This is a genomic window from Pseudonocardia oceani, from assembly GCF_019263585.2.
Lineage (GTDB): Bacteria > Actinomycetota > Actinomycetes > Mycobacteriales > Pseudonocardiaceae > Pseudonocardia > Pseudonocardia oceani.
This window is the reverse complement of the sequence record NZ_JADQDF010000001.1, coordinates 2,700,316-2,717,819: the sequence shown is the minus strand read 5'-3', so window position 1 is coordinate 2,717,819 and position 17,504 is coordinate 2,700,316. Positions and strand designations below refer to the sequence as shown.

The 17,504-nt window shown below is 71.7% G+C and carries 17 protein-coding genes; 13 read left to right on the top strand and 4 right to left on the bottom strand.

Annotated features, from left to right (window positions below; translation table 11 throughout):
- The first annotated feature begins 30 nt into the window (after positions 1-30).
- The 3 genes from I4I82_RS13500 (at position 31) to recR (ending at position 3,374) form a co-directional block, all read left to right on the top strand.
- The gene (locus tag I4I82_RS13500; protein ID WP_218591287.1) at positions 31-2,337 is read left to right on the top strand and encodes an HAD-IC family P-type ATPase; all 2,307 of its coding nucleotides are present in this window, start codon (positions 31-33) and stop codon (positions 2,335-2,337) included.
- Between the two features lie 79 nt (positions 2,338-2,416).
- Entirely contained in the window at positions 2,417-2,755 is a 339-nt protein-coding gene (locus I4I82_RS13495) for a YbaB/EbfC family nucleoid-associated protein (protein ID WP_226370036.1), read from the top strand.
- A gap of 1 nt (position 2,756) precedes the next feature.
- Entirely contained in the window at positions 2,757-3,374 is a 618-nt protein-coding gene (gene recR, locus I4I82_RS13490; RefSeq protein ID WP_218591286.1) for a recombination mediator RecR, read from the top strand.
- Positions 3,375-3,380: 6 nt separating this feature from the next.
- Here the strand turns inward: recR and I4I82_RS13485 are convergent, their stop codons facing one another.
- Complete coding sequence (locus I4I82_RS13485) at positions 3,381-3,590, bottom strand: DUF397 domain-containing protein (RefSeq protein WP_226370035.1); 210 nt, start codon at positions 3,588-3,590, stop codon at positions 3,381-3,383.
- Between the two features lie 130 nt (positions 3,591-3,720).
- Positions 3,721-4,653, bottom strand: coding sequence for a helix-turn-helix domain-containing protein (locus I4I82_RS13480; RefSeq protein WP_218595769.1), 933 nt, complete (start codon positions 4,651-4,653; stop codon positions 3,721-3,723).
- 470 nt (positions 4,654-5,123) lie between these two features.
- On the opposite strand from I4I82_RS13480, the gene I4I82_RS13475 reads away from it, so the two are divergent.
- From I4I82_RS13475 to asnB, 9 genes are all read left to right on the top strand, one after another.
- Positions 5,124-5,345 carry a hypothetical protein gene (locus I4I82_RS13475; RefSeq protein WP_218591284.1) on the top strand — a complete coding sequence of 74 codons (222 nt, stop codon included), beginning with the start codon at positions 5,124-5,126 and terminating at the stop codon, positions 5,343-5,345.
- Between the two features lie 69 nt (positions 5,346-5,414).
- Positions 5,415-6,362: a DUF5753 domain-containing protein gene (locus I4I82_RS13470; protein ID WP_218591283.1), complete on the top strand. Its 948-nt coding sequence runs from the start codon at positions 5,415-5,417 to the stop codon at positions 6,360-6,362.
- A 40-nt stretch (positions 6,363-6,402) separates the two neighbouring features.
- The gene (locus I4I82_RS13465) at positions 6,403-6,609 is read left to right on the top strand and encodes a DUF397 domain-containing protein (protein ID WP_218591282.1); all 207 of its coding nucleotides are present in this window, start codon (positions 6,403-6,405) and stop codon (positions 6,607-6,609) included.
- Positions 6,610-6,730: 121 nt separating this feature from the next.
- Positions 6,731-8,395, top strand: a complete 1,665-nt coding sequence (locus I4I82_RS13460; RefSeq protein WP_218591281.1) for an ABC transporter substrate-binding protein — start codon at positions 6,731-6,733, stop codon at positions 8,393-8,395.
- 78 nt (positions 8,396-8,473) lie between these two features.
- Positions 8,474-9,478 (top strand): ABC transporter permease, encoded by a 1,005-nt coding sequence (locus tag I4I82_RS13455; protein ID WP_218591280.1) that lies wholly within the window; start codon positions 8,474-8,476, stop codon positions 9,476-9,478.
- A complete protein-coding gene (locus I4I82_RS13450) occupies positions 9,475-10,395 on the top strand; it encodes an ABC transporter permease (RefSeq protein ID WP_218591279.1) in 921 nt (306 codons plus the stop codon). The genes I4I82_RS13455 and I4I82_RS13450 overlap by 4 nt, the downstream gene beginning before the upstream one ends.
- Positions 10,392-11,414, top strand: a complete 1,023-nt coding sequence (locus I4I82_RS13445; RefSeq protein ID WP_218591278.1) for an ABC transporter ATP-binding protein — start codon at positions 10,392-10,394, stop codon at positions 11,412-11,414. The genes I4I82_RS13450 and I4I82_RS13445 overlap by 4 nt, the downstream gene beginning before the upstream one ends.
- 20 nt (positions 11,415-11,434) lie before the next feature.
- Complete coding sequence (locus tag I4I82_RS13440) at positions 11,435-12,562, top strand: ABC transporter ATP-binding protein (RefSeq protein ID WP_218591288.1); 1,128 nt, start codon at positions 11,435-11,437, stop codon at positions 12,560-12,562.
- Positions 12,563-12,595: 33 nt separating this feature from the next.
- A complete protein-coding gene (gene asnB / locus I4I82_RS13435; RefSeq protein WP_267461576.1) occupies positions 12,596-14,113 on the top strand; it encodes an asparagine synthase (glutamine-hydrolyzing) in 1,518 nt (505 codons plus the stop codon).
- A 19-nt stretch (positions 14,114-14,132) separates the two neighbouring features.
- Here asnB and I4I82_RS13430 read toward each other — a convergent pair whose 3' ends face one another.
- The gene (locus tag I4I82_RS13430) at positions 14,133-14,981 is read right to left on the bottom strand and encodes a nitrilase-related carbon-nitrogen hydrolase (RefSeq protein WP_218591276.1); all 849 of its coding nucleotides are present in this window, start codon (positions 14,979-14,981) and stop codon (positions 14,133-14,135) included.
- 68 nt (positions 14,982-15,049) lie between these two features.
- On the opposite strand from I4I82_RS13430, the gene I4I82_RS13425 reads away from it, so the two are divergent.
- The gene (locus I4I82_RS13425) at positions 15,050-15,646 is read left to right on the top strand and encodes a hypothetical protein (RefSeq protein WP_218591275.1); all 597 of its coding nucleotides are present in this window, start codon (positions 15,050-15,052) and stop codon (positions 15,644-15,646) included.
- Positions 15,647-15,652: 6 nt separating this feature from the next.
- On the opposite strand, the gene leuA is transcribed toward I4I82_RS13425, so the two are convergent.
- On the bottom strand, positions 15,653-17,449 hold the full coding sequence (leuA, locus tag I4I82_RS13420) for a 2-isopropylmalate synthase (protein ID WP_218591274.1): 1,797 nt from the start codon (positions 17,447-17,449) through the stop codon (positions 15,653-15,655).
- Positions 17,450-17,504: the final 55 nt, after the last annotated feature.

Below are 17,504 nucleotides of genomic sequence, written 5' to 3'. Positions count from 1 at the left end.
CCTCCGCGACCCTGCGTAGGCTGCGCCCACGTGACGGTTGCCGAGCCCGACGTCCTGCACGGCCTCACCGCGGCGCAGGTCGCCGAGCGCGTGGCCGCCGGGAAGACCAACGACGTCCCGTCGCGCGCGAGCCGCAGCATCGGCGAGATCGTCCGCGCCAACGTCCTGACCCGCTTCAACGCCATCGTGGGCGTGCTGTTCGCGGTGATCCTGGTGATCGGCCCGATCCAGGACGGGCTGTTCGGCTTCGTGATCATCATCAACACGCTGATCGGCATCGTGCAGGAGCTACGGGCCAAGCGGACGCTGGAGCGGCTCGCGATCGTCGGCGAGGCCCGCCCGCGGGTGCGCCGCGACGGCGTCGTCGTGGAGCTCGGCCCCAGCGAGGTGGTGCTCGACGACGTCATCGACCTCGGGCCCGGCGACAAGATCGTCGTCGACGGGGTGGTGCTCGCCGCCGAGGGCCTGGAGGTCGACGAGTCGCTGCTCACCGGCGAGTCCGACGCCGTGCACAAGCAGCCGGGCGACCCGCTGCTCTCGGGCAGCTTCGTCACCGTCGGCGGCGGCGCGCAGCGGGCCACGAAGGTCGGCCGCGAGGCCTACGCCGCGCAGCTCGCCGAGGAGGCCAGCCGTTTCACCCTCGTCGGTTCGGAGCTGCGCTCGGGCATCGACACGATCCTGCGCGTCATCACCTGGCTGCTCGTGCCGGCCGCCGTCCTCATCATCTGGAGCCAGTTCCGCACGGCGGGCGCCGACGTCGACGACGCGCTGCGCGGGATGGTCGCGGCGCTCGTGCCGATGGTCCCCGAGGGGCTGGTGCTGCTCACCAGCATCGCGTTCGCGGTCGGCGTGGTCCGGCTCGGTGCGCGGCAGTGTCTGGTGCAGGAGCTCCCGGCCATCGAGGGGCTCGCGCGCGTCGACGTGGTCTGCGCCGACAAGACCGGCACGCTCACCGAGAACGGGATGCGGCTCGCCGAGGTCCGCCCCGACGGGCCGGAGGTCCGGGAGGCGCTCGGCGCGCTCGGTGCCGCCGACCCGCGCCCCAACGCGAGCCTCGCCGCCGTCGCGGAGGGCTGCCCCGACCCGGGCTGGACGCGCACCGCGACGGTCCCGTTCTCCTCGGCCCGCAAGTGGGGCGGTGCGACGTTCGACGGCCGCGGCGAGTGGGTCCTCGGTGCCGCCGACGTCCTGCTGCCCGACGGCGCTGCCGAGCGCGTCGAGGCCGAGCGCATCGGCTCCACGGGGTTGCGCGTGCTGCTGCTCGGGCGCCGCCCCGAGGCCGACGGCCCGGTCGAGCCGGTCGCGCTCGTGGTCCTGGAGCAGCGCGTGCGGCCCGAGGCGGCGGCGACGCTGGCCTACTTCGCCGACCAGGACGTCGAGGTGAAGGTCATCTCCGGCGACAACGCGCTGTCGGTCGGCGCCGTCGCCGCGTCGCTGGACCTGCCCCGCGCCGACGCCCCCGTCGACGCCCGCACGCTCACCGACGCCGACCTGCCCGACCGCCTGGAGGCCGGCACCGTCTTCGGTCGGGTGACGCCCGCGCAGAAGCGCGAGATGGTCGGCGCGCTGCAGGCCCGCGGGCACACCGTCGCGATGACCGGCGACGGCGTCAACGACGTCCTCGCGCTCAAGGACGCCGACATCGGCGTCGCGATGGGCTCGGGCAGCCCCGCCACGCGGGCGGTCGCGCAGATCGTGCTGCTGGACAACTCCTTCGCCACGCTCCCGTACGTCGTCGCCGAGGGCCGCCGGGTGATCGGCAACATCGAGCGCGTCGCCAACCTGTTCCTCACCAAGACCGTCTACTCGGTCTTCCTGGCCATCGCGATCGGCGCGATCGGGGTGCCGTACCCGTTCCTGCCGCGGCACCTGACGCTGATCGGCTCGCTGACGATCGGCATCCCCGCGTTCTTCCTCGCGCTCGCGCCGAACGCCGAGCGGGCGCGCACCGGGTTCGTGCGGCGGGTGCTGCGGCTGTCGATCCCGTCCGGGGCGATCGCCGGGGTCGTCACGTTCGCGACCTACCTGGTCGTGCGCACCGACACGAGCGCCACGGAGATCCAGCAGAGCACCGCGGCGGTGGTCGCGCTCTACGCCGTGGCGACGTGGGTGCTCGTCGTCGTCGCCCGGCCCTACGTCTGGTGGAAGCTCGTCATGATCGCCGCGGCGATCGGGGCCTTCTGCTGGGCGCTGTTCCTGCCGATCGTCTTCGGGCAGGGGTTCTGGCAGCTCGATCCGGGTCACCCGCCGACGCTGCTGACGGGGCTGGGCATCGCCGCGGTCGGCATCGTCGCGGTCGAGATCGCCGCCTGGCTGGTGGGCCGCAGGCGCTCGTGACGGCCCGGCCACGGCGGGGTGCCGCGCGTCCGTAGGCTGGTGGGGACCCGCCCGCGCCACGAACCGAGGAGCCGACGCCGTGAACCCGGGGGAACTCGACATCCAGCAGTTGATGCAGCAGGCGCAGAAGATGCAGGAGCAGCTCATGTCCGCGCAGGCCGAGCTGGCCAGCGCGGAGGTCGTCGGCCAGGCGGGCAACGGCCTCGTGCACGTCCGCATGACCGCGGCGGGCGAGGTGCAGGCGGTGAAGATCGACCCGAAGGTCGTCGACGCCGACGACGTCGAGACGCTGCAGGACCTCATCGTGGGCGCGCTGCACGACGCCGCCCGCGCCGCACAGGAGCTGCAGGCGCAGAAGATGGGGCCGCTCGCCGGCGGCCTCGACATGGGCGGCGGCCTCGGGCTGCCGGGCGCCTGAGGTGTTCGAGGGTCCGGTCCAGGACCTGATCGACGAGCTGGGCCGGCTGCCCGGCGTCGGCCCGAAGAGCGCGCAGCGGATCGCGTTCCACCTGCTCGCGGCCGACCCGGTCGACGTCACGCGGCTGCAGGACGTGCTGCAGAAGGTCAAGCAGGGCGTCATGTTCTGCGAGGTCTGCGGCAACGTCTCGGCCGCCGTGCGCTGCCGCTACTGCGCCGACGCCCGGCGCGACCCCACGATCGTCTGCGTCGTGGAGGAGCCCAAGGACGTGCTGGCGGTGGAGCGCACCCGGGAGTTCAAGGGCCGCTACCACGTGCTGGGCGGCGCGCTCGACCCGCTGGCGGGCATCGGCCCGGACGGGCTGCGCATCCGCGAGCTGCTCGCCCGGCTGGGCGGCACCGGTCCGGCGTCGGACGAGGCCGACATCGCCGAAGTGATCATCGCGACGGACCCCAACACCGAGGGCGAGGCCACGGCGACCTACCTCGTGCGGCTGCTGCGCGACTTCCCGGGGCTGTCGGTCACCCGGCTCGCGTCGGGCCTGCCGATGGGTGGCGACCTGGAGTTCGCCGACGAGCTCACGCTCGGCCGGGCCCTGTCCGGCCGCCGCGCGCTGTAGAAGTTGTCAGGAGGGGTCGAACTCGCCGCCGTTCACGCCCGATGCGAAGGCCTCCCACTCATCTGACGAGAAGGTGAGGACCTTGCTCGGTTGCTGGCTGTGCCGGAGATGCACCTGACCGGAGCTCGAGTCCCTCGCGAACTCCACACAGGTACCGGTATTACACCGGGTACTTCGGACGAACCGCAAGTGGCCATCGTCGTTCCGGTTCGCCACGCTGCGTCCTCTCTCGACCTGCCGTGTCACCCGGAAGTGTAGACGGTGAGAGAGCGCTCAACCGTGTTGTGTGCACAGGTGAGACACCCGAGCGGGCTCGGCCGCCGGGTGGGAGGTACGAGATCGGACCTCAGATCTGGCGCAGGATGGCTCTCGCCTCCTCGATCGCGTCGAGGGAGGCGCCGGCGTCGAGGCTGACCTTCTCGATCTCGGCGAACGACTGACCGTAGCGCTCGACGTCGGCGTCGGACTTGAGGTAGGTAGGCGCATTCCGCCCTTCTACGAGGACCGTGTCCTGGTCGGCCGGGTCGTCGAAGACGATGACCGAGAACGAGCCGCCGTAGAGGGCAGGGGAGACCGCGATGAGCGGAACGATCCGCACGACGCACGAGGGATCGTTCTCGACGATCCGCTTGCTGATCGCATCGAGTTGCTGCGTGGCCACATCACTTCCGCCGACCGGCTGACGCAGGGTCCCCTCGCTAATCAGGAAGCGCAGCCGAGGCGCGTCGTCGCGGTGCAGGATGCGTTGGCGCCGCAACCGGAACTCGACGAAGCGTTTCCGCAGCTCAGCGTCGTGGTTGCTGAAGAGGAGCTCGGTGAGCGCGGTGATGTAGGACTCCGTCTGCAGCAGGCCGGGGACGACGTCGGCCGTGTACGAGGTGATCGCTGACGCGTACTCCTCCAGCTGCACGTACTCCTTGAGCTGCTCGGCCACCAGACGGTCGGTGAAGACGTCCTTGAACTCGTCTCCCCACCAGCCGTTGTCCTGGCCGGACCGGGCCATCTCCTGGAGCCGTTCACCGACCTCGATGCTGCCGCCGTAGAAGCGGACGAGATCACGAACGTCGCGCTCCTGCGGCGGGGTCTTGCCGTTCTCCAGTCGGCTGATCTTCGACGTGGAGCACCGGAGCTCGGCCGCGGCGTCATCGATGCGCAGGTCGGCCCGCTCACGCAGTTCGCGGAGCTCGGTGCCCAGGCGTCGGCGCTGTGCGGCCGGTCGTGTCGTCGGCAATGCCGTTCCCTCTCGACGGGTCACTGACCGGGCAGTGACCACGGGCATTCGGCGCACCTCCTCCCCGGCGTCAGTGCGCTATGCAATTTCGCTGCGCAAAGTATCAGTGTGCTCCTCCGGTGTCCGGAGCGCCACCCCGGAGTTGCCCGTATCGGGTGTGTGCGCAGTTGCCACGCTCGGGGTGACGGGCGCGCCGCGATGCCACCGCTTGGTGCGTCGAACTCATTACCCAAGATCCAAGCAATTGCGCGAAGCCATCCCGTGACGTACTGTCGCGAGTGGAGGTGAGGGACATGCTGACGGTTCAGCTACTGGTCGGAGGGCTGATCGTGCTGTTCGCGCTCGCCGTCGTCATAGGAGTAAGCGACGGTCGAGCACAAGCCCGGGGCTGGAAGCGACTCGCCGCCGCGCGGCACGAGCTCTGGCTCGACCGTCAGGATGCGGCCGCTTCGTCGCCGCCCGTCCGATGTGGATGCCCCGACTGTTTGGGGCACTGAGTCACGCAGGAGGTGGAGAACGTGGCATGGGAGATCGTGCTCGCTGTAGCGACCATGGCATTGGCCGTCGCGGCCGCTGTCCGTCTGATGTTGCTCGCCCAGCAACTGACCGCTCGGGAGTCCGAACTCGCAGCGGAGCACATGGAGCTCGAGGCGTGGGAGCGTGACTTGATCGTCGCGGCCGAAGGTCGGGGCTGCGCCGCCTGCAGGCTGCGGGTCTGCAAGGACTGCACGAGTCACTGACCTGCCAGTCCCGAGAACGCGCCAGCCGCCTTATGCAATTCTGGTCGCACCCATCGACGTGAGTAGGAGATGACCGTCAGCGAACCCGATAGTTCTTCGGACGCGACGGTGAGTCCTGCCTCGGCCCGGCGCCGGCTCGGGCGGGAGCTGCGCGAGTTGCGCGAGAGCCTATCCCTGCGTCTGGACGAAGCAGCGGAGAAGTTCGAGAGATCGGCGCCGACGTTGAGCCGGCTCGAGAACGGACGCAGCGGTGCGCCGCGGCTCGTCGACGTCAGCGCACTTCTGGACTCCTACGCCGCACTCCGGCCCGACCTGGTGGACGACCAGGTGCGGGAGCACGTGTTGCTCCTGGCCGGCATCAGCAGGCGCAAGGAGTGGTTCGCGCCCTACCGGGACGTCCTGGCCAGGGACAGCGCGTCCGACGGCGGCCGCCGCTACGTGGAGTACGAGTCGGACGCGGTGGAGATCCGCTCCTTCGAGCCGGATCTGGTGCCGGGCCTCCTGCAGACCGAGGCCTACGCGCGAGCAGTGGTGCGGGTCTTCCAGCCGCGATACACACCAGCACAACGCAGACGCCTGGTGCAATTCCGCCTCGATCGCCAACGCGTACTGCTGCGTCAGGTCAGCCCCCTGCGGTTCCGGGTCGTGATCGGCGAGCTCGCGCTTCGTCGGGTTCTCGGCGGTACGCAGGTGATGCGGGAGCAGCTGGAGGCACTCGCGTCGTGGATCCGCGACGGCCCGAGCAACGTCGAGATCGCGGTCGCCCCGGCGTCGCTCGTGACGCCGGCGGTGTTCGGTGGCCCCTTCGTGGTGATGATGTTCGCCGAGCGCGACGAGCAGGACGTCGTCTACATCGAGGGCCGGGTCGCGGCGACGTATCTGCAGGGGGAGGCCGAGGTGCAGCGGCATCTGGACGAGTTCGACGCGCTCACGGCCGAGGCGATGGCACCGCTCGACACCCTGGACGCCATCGAGAGGATCCTCGACGAGCCGGGCATGGGCATCGCCGGCGCATGAGGAACGACTGCAGTGTTCTCGAACGAGGAACGGAGACCCGATGGCGCACACCGGTATCGCGAGCGGTCAGTTCGTGAAGAGCTCCTTCTCGGCCAGCGGGAACTGCGTGGAGGTCCGACGGCATGCAGGTGGCGAGGTGGAGGTCCGCCACAGTCGCCATCCGACGGAGGGCACGCTCGTGTTCACCTCGGCCGAGTGGGCGGCGTTCGTGGAAGGGGTGAAGCACTGCGAGTTCGACCCGGCGTGACCACACGGCGTCGGCTCGTCACCGGAGCCGCACGGTCGTAGCCCAACCGTGACTCCCACGCCTACCGCTGAGTACGAGGCCCCATTACCGTTCGCGGGTCTCCTACGAAGAGGTGCCGTCCATGAGATCTGCCCGACGACTGTCCGCCGCCCTGACCGCGGGCCTGCTCGCCGTGACCCTTGCCGCCTGCGCCACCTCCGAGCGCGACGACGGTGCCGCCGGCGGCTCCGGCGAGGCCGGCGGCACGCTGGTGTTCGGAGCGCCCGGTGCGCCCGACATGTTCGACCCCATCTTCGCCACGGACGGCGAGACGTTCCGCCCCGCGCGCCAGATGTACGACACGCTGATCACCTACGCGCAGGGCACCTCCGACCTCGCGCCGGGCCTGGCCACCGAGTGGACGCCCAACGCCGACGGCACGGAGTGGACCTTCACCCTCCGCGAGGGCGTCACGTTCCACGACGGCACCCCGTTCGACGCGGCCGCGGTCTGCTTCAACTTCGACCGCTGGTTCAACCTCCCCAGCGAGGCCGCGCAGAGCCAGGCGATCTACTACTCGGACACGTTCGAGGGCTACGCCAACAACCTCGCCGGCGGCGGCGACCCGGTCTACAACTCGTGCACCGCGCCCCAGCCGAACACCGCGGTCATCAAGCTCAACCGCAACAAGGGCGCGTTCCCCGCGGCCTTCGGTCTGACGTCGCTGTCGATCTCCAGCCCCACCGCGCTCCAGCAGTACAGCGCCGACACGATCGAGCAGAGCGGTGAGGCGTTCACGTACTCCGAGTACGCCAACGAGCACCCGACGGGCACCGGCCCGTTCAAGTTCGAGAGCTTCGACCGCGCGGCCAACACCGTCACCCTCGTCCGCAACGACGACTACTGGGGTGAGCCGGCGCAGCTCGAGCGGCTGATCTTCCGCGTCATCCCCGACGAGAACGCCCGCCGCCAGGAGCTCCAGGCCGGCACGATCGACGGCTACGACCTGCCGAGCCCGGCCGACTGGGACTCGCTGGAGGCCGACGGCAACCAGGTGCTGGTGCGCCCGCCGTTCAACATCCTCTACCTGGGCATCAACCAGAAGAACAACCCGGCGCTGCAGGACGTCCGCGTCCGCCAGGCCATCGCGTTCGCGCTCGACCGCGAGTCGCTGGTGCGCAACCAGCTGCCCGAGGGTGCGGTCGTCGCCACGCAGTTCATGCCCGACACCGTCGCCGGCTACGCCGACGACCTGACGCCGACCCCGTACGACCCCGACCGCGCGCGCCAGCTGCTGGCCGAGGCCGGGCAGTCGAACCTGACGCTGAACTTCTACTACCCGACCGAGGTCACCCGTCCCTACATGCCGAACCCGACCAACATCTTCACCTCGCTGGCGGAGAACCTGCGCCAGGTCGGCATCACCGTCAACCCGGTGGCGCAGCCCTGGAACGGCGGGTACCTCGACTCGGTCAACGTGACTGGCGTCCAGGACCTGCACCTGCTCGGCTGGACCGGTGACTACAACGACGCCGGCAACTTCATCGGCACGTTCTTCGGCCGGGAGAAGCCGGAGTTCGGCTTCGTCAACGAGCAGCTGTTCGGGGCGATCGCGGCGGCCGACTCCACGGTCGACGTGGCCGCGAAGGACGCCGCGTACGCCCAGGCCAACCGCGACATCATGGCCTACCTGCCGGCGGTCCCGATCTCCAGCTCGCCGCCCGCCGTGGTGGTCTCGGAGGCCGTCACCGGCCTGATCCCCTCCCCGCTGACCGACGAGCGCTTCCTGACGGTCAGCAAGAACTGACGGACGACACCCGGGTGGCACCGCTCGACCGGGCGGTGCCACCCTCGTGCGTCCGCGGTTCGGGGAGGAGGGGGGACGATGCTGAGGTTCATCGTGCGGCGGCTGCTGCAGGTGATCCCGACGCTGCTGCTGCTGTCGGTGCTGGTCTTCGCCTGGCTGCGGAGCCTGCCGGGAGGGCCGGCGACGGCGTTCCTCGGCGACCGCGCGACACCGGAGTCCGTGGCGAACCTGGAGCGGGTGCTCGGGCTCGACCAGCCGATCCCGGTGCAGTACGCCCAGTTCCTGGGCCGCGTCATCACCGGTGACTTCGGCACCTCGACGATCACCGGCGAACCGGTGCTCACCGAGATCGCCCGGGCGCTGCCCGCGACGATCGAGCTGTCGATCGCCGCGCTCGTGCTGGCCGTGGCGCTGGGCATCCCGCTCGGCTACGTCGCCGCGCGCCGCCGCGGCGGCCCGCTCGACGTCTCGACCGTCATCGGCACGCTCGTCGGCGTCGCCGTCCCGGTGTTCTTCCTGGGCTACATCCTCAAGGCCGTGTTCGCGGTCGAGCTGGGGCTGTTCCCGCCGTCGGGGCGCCAGTCGGTGGCCGTCGACGCCACGAACGTCACCGGCTTCGCGGTGCTCGACGGGTTCCTCACCCGCGAGTTCGACGCCAGTCTCGACGCGCTGTCGCACCTCGTGCTGCCCGCCGTCGCGCTGGCGACGATCCCGCTCGCGGTGATCGTGCGCATCACCCGCGCGTCCGTCCTGGAGGTGCTCGGCGCCGACTTCGTGCGCACGGCCAACTCCAAGGGCCTCGCGCCCGGCACCGTGCGCGGGCGCCACGTGCTGCGCAACGCCCTGCTCCCGGTGTCGACGACGATCGGCCTGCAGGTCGGGCTGCTCCTCGCCGGCGCCGTGCTCACCGAGCGCGTGTTCGTCTGGGGCGGCATCGGCACCCTGCTCGCCGACGCCATCACCCTGCGCGACTACCCGCGCCTGCAGGCCATCCTGCTCCTGGGGGCGCTGGTGTACGTGCTGGTCAACCTGCTCGTCGACCTCTCGTACGCGATCATCGACCCGAGAGTCCGTCTGTCATGACCACGCTGCTCACACGCAAGCGCAAGCGCGTCGACGACCTCGCGGGCGGCCGCAGCCTCACCTCCGAGGCCTTCCGCCGGCTCCGGCGCGACCCGGTGGCCATCACCGGCGCCGTCATCGTCGGGGTGTTCGTGCTGGTCGCGGTGTTCTCGCCGTTCCTCGCGCCGCACTCGGCCACCGAGTCGTTCCCGCAGCTGCAGGCCGACCTGCGCCCCGGCTCCATCCCGGGCCCGCAGGAGGGCTTCCCGCTCGGCAGCGACCAGCTCGGCCGCGACTTCCTGTCCCGCTTCCTGCTCGCCTCGCAGCAGACGCTGCTGGTCGGCGTGCTCGCCACGCTCATCGGGCTGGTCGTCGGCGTCGTCATCGGCACGCTCGCGGGCGCGTTCGGCGGCTGGGTCGACACCGTCCTCATGCGCGTCACCGACGTGCTGCTGGCCATCCCGAGCCTGCTGCTGGCGATCTCGGTCGCCGCGCTGTTCGCCAGCCCGTCGCAGACGTCGGTGATCATCGCGGTGTCGATCGTGGGCGTGCCGATCTTCGCGCGGCTGCTGCGCGGGTCGATGCTCGCGCAGCGCGAGAGCGACCACGTGATCGCGGCGACCGCGCTGGGCGTCAAGCGGCCCGCGGTCGTGCTGCGGCACATGCTGCCCAACGCGATCGGGCCGGTCGTCGTCCAGGCGACGCTGACGCTCGCCACCTCCATCCTCGACGCCGCCGCGCTGTCGTTCCTCGGGCTCGGCGACGCCGACCCGGGCCGTGCCGAGTGGGGCCTGATGCTGGCCCAGGCGCAGCCCCTGCTCGAGGTGCGGCCCGCGCTCGCGCTGTGGCCCGCGGCGGCGATCATCGTCATCGCGCTGGGCTTCACGCTGCTGGGCGAGTCGCTGCGCGAGGCCCTCGACCCGAAGGGGAGCCGATGACCGCCGCGCTGCAGAAGACGCCGGGCGGGTCGCCCACCACCGAGCCGCTGCTGTCGGTGCGCGACCTGCGCGTCGCGTTCACCCGGCGCGGCGAGCCCGACACCGTCGCCGTCGACGGCGTGAGCTTCGACGTCGCGCCCGGGCAGATCGTCGGGCTGGTGGGGGAGTCGGGCTGCGGCAAGTCCGTGACCTCGATGGCGATCACGCGGCTGCTGCCGGCCCGCGGGGTGAAGGTCAGCGGCAGCGCCACGATGGACGGCGTCGACCTGCTGACGCTGCCCGAGAGCGCGATGCGGGAGAAGCGCGGGCGCGACCTGTCGATGGTGTTCCAGGACCCGCTGTCCTCGCTCAACCCGGTGGTGCCGATCGGCGTGCAGGTCACGGAGGTGCTCACGCGCCACCGCGGCCTGAAGAAGGAGGCCGCGCGCACCGAGGCGGCGGAGTGGCTCGACCGCGTCGGCATCCCCGACCCGCGGCGGCGCCTGGACTCCTACCCCCACCAGCTCTCCGGGGGCATGCGCCAGCGCGCGCTGATCGCCATCGCGCTGGCGTGCCGACCCAAGCTGCTCATCGCCGACGAGCCGACCACCGCGCTCGACGTGACGATCCAGGCGCAGATCCTGGAGCTGCTCAAGGAGATGGTGCGCGACACCGGCGCCGCGCTCGTCATGATCACGCACGACCTCGGTGTGGTCGCGGGGCTGTGCGAGACGGTCAACGTCCTCTACGGCGGCCGGATCGTCGAGCGGGCGCAGCGCCACCGGCTCTTCGCGACGCCGCGCCACCCGTACACCAACGGGCTGCTGGGCTCGATCCCGCGGCTCGACGCGCCGGCGGGGGAGGACCTCGCGGCGATCCCCGGCTCGGTGGCCGACAACCTGCCGTGGACGAGCGCCTGCGCGTTCGCGCCGCGCTGTCCGCGCGCGATCGAGACCTGCCGCACCACCACGCCGGAGGCCGAGACCACCGGCGGGCGCCTGCTGCGCTGCTTCAACCCCGTGCCGGCGACCGCGGAATGAGCGAGCGGGGAATGAGCGAGATGACCGGGACGACCGGCGCGACCGAGCCGCTGCTCGACGTCCGCGACGTCGCCGTGCACTTCCCGATCAAGCGCGGCCTGATCCTGGACCGCACGGTCGGGCACGTGTACGCCGTCGACGGCGTCTCGCTGCGGATCGAGCGCGGCGAGACCTACGGCCTGGTCGGCGAGTCCGGCTGCGGCAAGTCGACGCTGGGCCGGGCGATCCTGCGCCTCGAGGACCCGACCTCGGGGCAGATCGTGTTCGACGGCACCGACATCGCGTCGCTCAAGGGCGAGGAGCTGCGGCGCATGCGCCGGCGCTTCCAGATGGTGTTCCAGGACCCGCTGTCCTCGCTCGACCCGCGCCAGTCCGTGGAGTCGCTGCTGCTGGAGGGGCTCAAGGCGCACGGCCTGTCGAAGGGTCCGGAGGCCGACGACGCCCGGCTGCGCGAGCTCGTCGAGCAGGTCGGCCTGCCCGCGTCGTCGCTGCGGCGCTACCCGCACGAGTTCTCCGGCGGCCAGCGCCAGCGCATCGGCATCGCCCGAGCGCTGTGCGTCGAGCCCGACCTGATCGTCGCCGACGAGCCGGTGTCGGCGCTCGACGTCTCGGTGCAGGCCCAGGTGCTCAACCTGCTGGGGCGCCTGCAGGGCGAGCTCGGCCTCACCTACCTGGTGATCGCCCACGACCTCGCCGTCGTGCGGCACGTCAGCGACCGGATCGGCGTGATGTACCTGGGCGGGATCGTCGAGGAGGCGCCGTCGCAGGCGCTCTACGACGACCCGCAGCACCCCTACACGCGCGCCCTGCTCTCGGCGGTGCCCGTGCCCGACCCGGAGCTGGAGGACCGCCGCGAGCGCATCCTGCTCACCGGCGACCTGCCCTCCCCGGCCGCGCCGCCGCCCGGCTGCCGGTTCCACACCCGCTGCCCCTGGCGCCAGGAGACGCGCTGCGACGACGAGCGCCCCGAGTTGCGGGTCGTCGAGGGCTCGGGTGCGGGTCACCGCGTGGCGTGCCACTTCGCCGAGGACATCCGCGACGGCCGGATCCGGCCGCACCGCGTGCAGGCCGTAGCGTCGGACGACGTACTGGCTGCGGCGTCCGCTCCCGACCACCCCGGTTCGGTGAACGAGGTGCTCGGCCACTGACGTGACAGGAAGTGGGACATCGTGTGCGGGATCGTGGCCGCCTACGGAGACGTCGACCCCGAGAAGTGCGAGCGCATGCTCGCCCGCGTGCGGCACCGGGGGCCCGACGACACCGGGATCCTCGCCGTCGACGGGGCGTGGCTCGGGCACCAGAGGCTGTCCATCATCGACGTCAGCGGCGGCCACCAGCCGCTCACCGACGTCGACGAGACCGCGTGGATCGTCGGCAACGGCGAGATCTACAACCACGAGCGGCTCACGTCGCGGCTGCCCGACGGGGTGCTGCGGTCGGGGTCGGACACCGAGGCCGCGCTGCACGCGGTGATGCGCGGCGGGCCCGCGGCCGTCGCCACGCTCAACGGGATGTTCGCGATCGCGATGGTCACCGCCGACGGCGGCGGGCTCGTGGCGCGCGACCCGATGGGGGTGAAGCCCCTGTACTGGGTGACCGGGGGCGGTGTCACGCTGTTCGCCAGCGAGCTCCGCGCCTTCGACGACGAGGACCGCCCGCGCGTCGAGGCGTTCCCGCCCGGCTCGCTGTGGACCACGGGGGCGGGCGTCGTGCGTTTCGCCGACGCCGTGCCGGTGGAGGTCCGCCCCGCCCGCCGCGCGCAGCACGAGACCTGGGACAACGTCGTGCTCGACGAGGTCCGCGACGCCGTCGTGGCCGCGGTGCGGCGGCGGATGATGAGCGACGTCGGCGTCGGGGTGTTCCTCTCCGGCGGGCTCGACTCGGCGCTGGTGGCGGCCGTCGCCGCCCGCGAGGCGCGCGACCGCGGCGAGGTCCTGCCGACCTTCGCCGTCGGCACGGCGGACAGCGGCGACCTGGTCGCCGCCGCCCGCGTCGCGGAGCACATCGGCAGCGAGCACCACGAGGTCCTCGTCACCGCCGACGCCATCGCCGAGGCGCTCGACGAGGCCGTCACCGTCATCGAGCACTTCGACCCGGCGCTCGTCCGCAGCGCCGTGCCGAACCTGCTGCTGGCGCGGGAGGCGTCGAAGGCGGTGAAGGTGGTGCTCACCGGGGAGGGCGCCGACGAGCTGTTCGCCGGCTACTCCTACACCCACACCGAGGAGTTCGCCGACCCCGACGCGCTGCACGCCGAACTGGTGCGCAGCCTGGAGCAGCTGCACGGGCTCAACCTGCAGCGCTGCGACCGCACCACCATGTTCTACGGCCTGGAGGCGCGCGAGCCGTTCCTCGACGCGGCGCTCGTGCGCACGGCGCTCGCGCTGCCGCCGGAGTGGAAGCAGTGCACCGGCGGCCGCCCGGAGAAGGCGCTGCTGCGCGAGGCGTTCACCGGCTGGCTGCCCGAGGACCTGCTGTGGCGCGGCAAGGAGCAGTTCGGCGACGGCTCGGGCGCGGGCACGGTGCTGGCCGTGCTCGCCGCGGAGAAGGTGGCGGGCAACGACACCGGGGCGACGCCGGAGGTGCCGGCGCACTGCTGGCCGCTGCGCAGCGACGAGGAGGTCCTGTACTTCGCGATCTGGAACCGCGAGTTCGCCGGCATCCGCGCCGACGCCACGCTCCAGCCGTTCGCGACGGCGTGAGCGGTCCGAACCGGGCCCGCTAGAGGTCGCCGCCCTCCTCCAGCAGTCGGTCGATCTCCCGGCGCAGCAGGCCGAGCCGGGCCTCGCGCACCAGCGGGATGCCGCGGCGCCGGCGCCGGACCTCGGTGACGTCGATGTCGACGGTCAGCAGCTGCTCCTCGTAGCCGACGCCCTCGGCGATCACCTCGCCCCACGGGTCGACGACGTGCGAGCCGCCCCAGAACCGCAGCTGCCCCTCGGTGCCGACGCGGTTCACGAACACCACGTAGAGCTGGTACATCCGGCCGTAGAACCGGGTGATGCCCTGCCAGTAGTCGCGGGAGTCGTAGTGCTCGGGGAACATGCTCTGCGCGCTCGCCGCCGGCACGAGCATGATCAGCGCGCCGTCCTGCGTGGACAGGAACGCGAGCTGCGGCTGCCAGGCGTCGTTGCAGATCAGGGTGGCCGCACGGTGCCTGCCGCCCTGCACGGGGAAGGCTCGCGAGGTCTGCCCCGGCAGGAAGTGCTTGCGCTCCTCGAAGATCGAGTAGTTGGGCAGGTAGAGCTTGCGGTGCACGTGCACCAGCTCCCCGCCCTCGAAGTAGGCGGCGCTGTTGTAGGTGTGCAGGCCGTGCGCCTGCGCCTCGGGGAAGCCGACGAGCAGCCCGCCGCGGGCCTGCTTCGCGAGCCCGGTCAGCCGCTCGTCGTCCAGCGGCATCGACACGTCCTCGACGATGTCGGCCATCGAGAACCCGGTGAGCGACAGCTCCGGGAACACGACGAGGTCGGCCCCCGCGTCGTTGGCCTCCGCGATCGCCCGTTCGGCGCGTTCGATGTTGGCCGGGACGTCGCCGAGCACGGCGTCCACCTGGGCCAGGGCAATCCGCATGCGGTCATTGTGCGGTGCCTCTGCCAGGCTTCCGGAGTCGGCACACGCGGTGCCGGACGGGAGGACCGATGGACGCACGGACCCGCCGCTCGTTGCACGGGGTGGCCGAGCTCCTGCTCGCCGGGCCGCAGCACCGCGCGCACGGCACGATCCGGCTGCGCGTCACGCCCGGCGGCTTCGGCGGCGTCGCCGGGTCGCTGCGCGTCGACGGCGCCGAGCTCGTCGGCGACGACGTCCGGGCCCCGCTGACCGGCACCTACCGCGCCCTCGCCGCCGCGGTGGGCGTCGACCCCGGCCCGCCGATCGGCGTCTACGCCGACACCTCCGGCGTCGACCCCGACGAGGAGGTCGCGGTCGACGCCGGGGCGGCGGCGGAGCTGGCCGACTGGTTCGCCCGGGGCGACGCCGGGCTGCGCGCCTTCGCCCCCGGCGTCGAACCCGTGCTGTGGCCCGAGCACTTCGACCTCGCGCTCACCCTCGACGAGGTGAACTTCGGGGTGTCGCCCGGCGACGGCGGCCACCCGCAGCCCTACGCCTACGTCGGGCCGTGGACGCCGCGGGAGGGCCCCTTCTGGAACGCGTCCTTCGGGGCCCTCCGCGACGCCGCGGACCTCCCGACGGCGGCCGCGGTGGCGGCGTTCTTCGCCGAGGGCGCGGCGTCGTAGCCGGACCTACCGCATCGCGCGGTTGACCGCCGACACCACGGCCTTGAGCGACGCGCTCACGATCGAGCTGTCCACCCCGACGCCCCAGAGGACCTTGCCCTCCACGGTGCACTCGACGTAGGCGGCGGCGCGGGCGTCGTCGCCCGCCGACAGGGCGTGCTCGTGGTAGTCGAGGATCCGCACGTCGAAGCCGATGCCGGCGAGGCCGTCGACGAAGGCCGCGAGCGGGCCGTTGCCGCGGCCGTGGATCTCGTGCAGGTCGTTCTCGACGCGCACGGTGGCCACGATCTCGTCGGTGCCCTCGCCGTCGCTGGTCAGGCGGTGTCGGACCAGCTTGAGCGGGGTGACGCGGTCGAGGTACTCGGTCTCGAAGACGTCGCGCATCTCCTTGGGGGAGACCTCGCCGCCCTCGGAATCGGTGACCTCCTGGATCACCTTCGAGAACTCCATCTGGAGCCGCCGCGGCAGGTCCATCTGGTGCTCGGCCTTCATGATGTAGGCGACGCCGCCCTTGCCCGACTGCGAGTTCACCCGGATCACGGCCTCGTAGCTGCGGCCGATGTCCTTGGGGTCGACGGGCAGGTAGGGCACCTCCCAGCGGTAGGCGTCGACCTCGACGCCCGCCTCGGCGGCGCCGGCCCTCATCGCGTCGAAGCCCTTGTTGATCGCGTCCTGGTGGCTGCCGGAGAACGCGGTGTAGACCAGGTCGCCGCCCCACGGGTGGCGCTCGGCCACCGGCAGCTGGTTGCAGTACTCGACGGTCCGGCGGATCTCGTCGATGTCGGAGAAGTCGATCTGCGGGTCGATGCCCTGGGTGAACAGGTTCATCCCCAGCGTCACCAGGTCGACGTTGCCGGTGCGCTCGCCGTTGCCGAACAGGCAGCCCTCGATGCGGTCGGCGCCGGCCTGGTAGCCCAGCTCGGCGGCGGCCACGCCGGTGCCGCGGTCGTTGTGCGGGTGCAGGCTCAGCACGATGCCGTCGCGGCGGGCCAGGTTGCGGTGCATCCACTCGATGGAGTCGGCGTAGACGTTGGGCGTGGCCATCTCCACCGTCGCCGGCAGGTTGACGATCATCGGCGACTCGGGCGTCGGCTGCCAGATCCCGCTCACGGCGTTGCAGACGTCGACGGCGTACTGCAGCTCGGTGCCGGTGTAGGACTCCGGGGAGTACTCGAAGCGCCAGTCGGTGCTCGGGTACTTCTCGCTGAACCGCAGCACCTCCTCCGCCCCGTCGGTGGCGATCTTCGCGATGCCTGCGCGGTCGGACCGGAACACGACCCGGCGCTGCAGCACCGACGTCGAGTTGTAGAGGTGCACGATCGCGCGCGGCGCGCCCTCGCAGGCCTCGTAGGTGCGCTCGATCAGCTCCGGGCGCGCCTGCGTCAGCACCTGGATGGTGACGTCGTCGGGGATCATGTCGTGGCTGATGATCTCGCGGACGAAGTCGAAGTCGGTCTGGCTCGCGGCGGGGAAGCCGACCTCGATCTCCTTGTAGCCCATGCGCACCAGCAGCTCGAACATGCGGCGCTTGCGGCTCGGGCTCATCGGGTCGATCAGGGCCTGGTTGCCGTCGCGCAGGTCGACCGCGCACCACAGCGGCGCGGAGGTGATCCGCTTGTCGGGCCAGGTGCGGTCGGGCAGCGACACCGGCTCGACCAGCTCGTGGAACGGGCGGTAGCGGTGCACCGGCAGGTGCGAGCCGCGCTGCGGGTTCCAGACGGGCTGGCCGTCGGGCGCGGGGAGCGACGGCGTGCGCAGCCGGCTCTGCGAGGCGGAGACGTAGGCGTCGGGCGAGGTGGTCACGGGATTCACTGCTCCAGGAGGTGGCCGATCAGGGACGACCGGCGCACGCCGAGAA

Bases quoted from the DNA above. Each gene is read 5' to 3' on its own strand.
- I4I82_RS13480 (WP_218595769.1), bottom strand. From the start codon at position 4,653: ATGCCCGTGGTCACTGCCCGGTCAGTGACCCGTCGAGAGGGAACGGCA.
- I4I82_RS13470 (WP_218591283.1), top strand. From the start codon at position 5,415: ATGACCGTCAGCGAACCCGATAGTTCTTCGGACGCGACGGTGAGTCCT.
- I4I82_RS13465 (WP_218591282.1), top strand. From the start codon at position 6,403: ATGGCGCACACCGGTATCGCGAGCGGTCAGTTCGTGAAGAGCTCCTTC.
- I4I82_RS13460 (WP_218591281.1), top strand. From the start codon at position 6,731: ATGAGATCTGCCCGACGACTGTCCGCCGCCCTGACCGCGGGCCTGCTC.
- I4I82_RS13455 (WP_218591280.1), top strand. From the start codon at position 8,474: ATGCTGAGGTTCATCGTGCGGCGGCTGCTGCAGGTGATCCCGACGCTG.
- I4I82_RS13450 (WP_218591279.1), top strand. From the start codon at position 9,475: ATGACCACGCTGCTCACACGCAAGCGCAAGCGCGTCGACGACCTCGCG.
- I4I82_RS13445 (WP_218591278.1), top strand. From the start codon at position 10,392: ATGACCGCCGCGCTGCAGAAGACGCCGGGCGGGTCGCCCACCACCGAG.
- I4I82_RS13440 (WP_218591288.1), top strand. From the start codon at position 11,435: ATGACCGGGACGACCGGCGCGACCGAGCCGCTGCTCGACGTCCGCGAC.
- I4I82_RS13430 (WP_218591276.1), bottom strand. From the start codon at position 14,981: ATGCGGATTGCCCTGGCCCAGGTGGACGCCGTGCTCGGCGACGTCCCG.
- I4I82_RS13425 (WP_218591275.1), top strand. From the start codon at position 15,050: ATGGACGCACGGACCCGCCGCTCGTTGCACGGGGTGGCCGAGCTCCTG.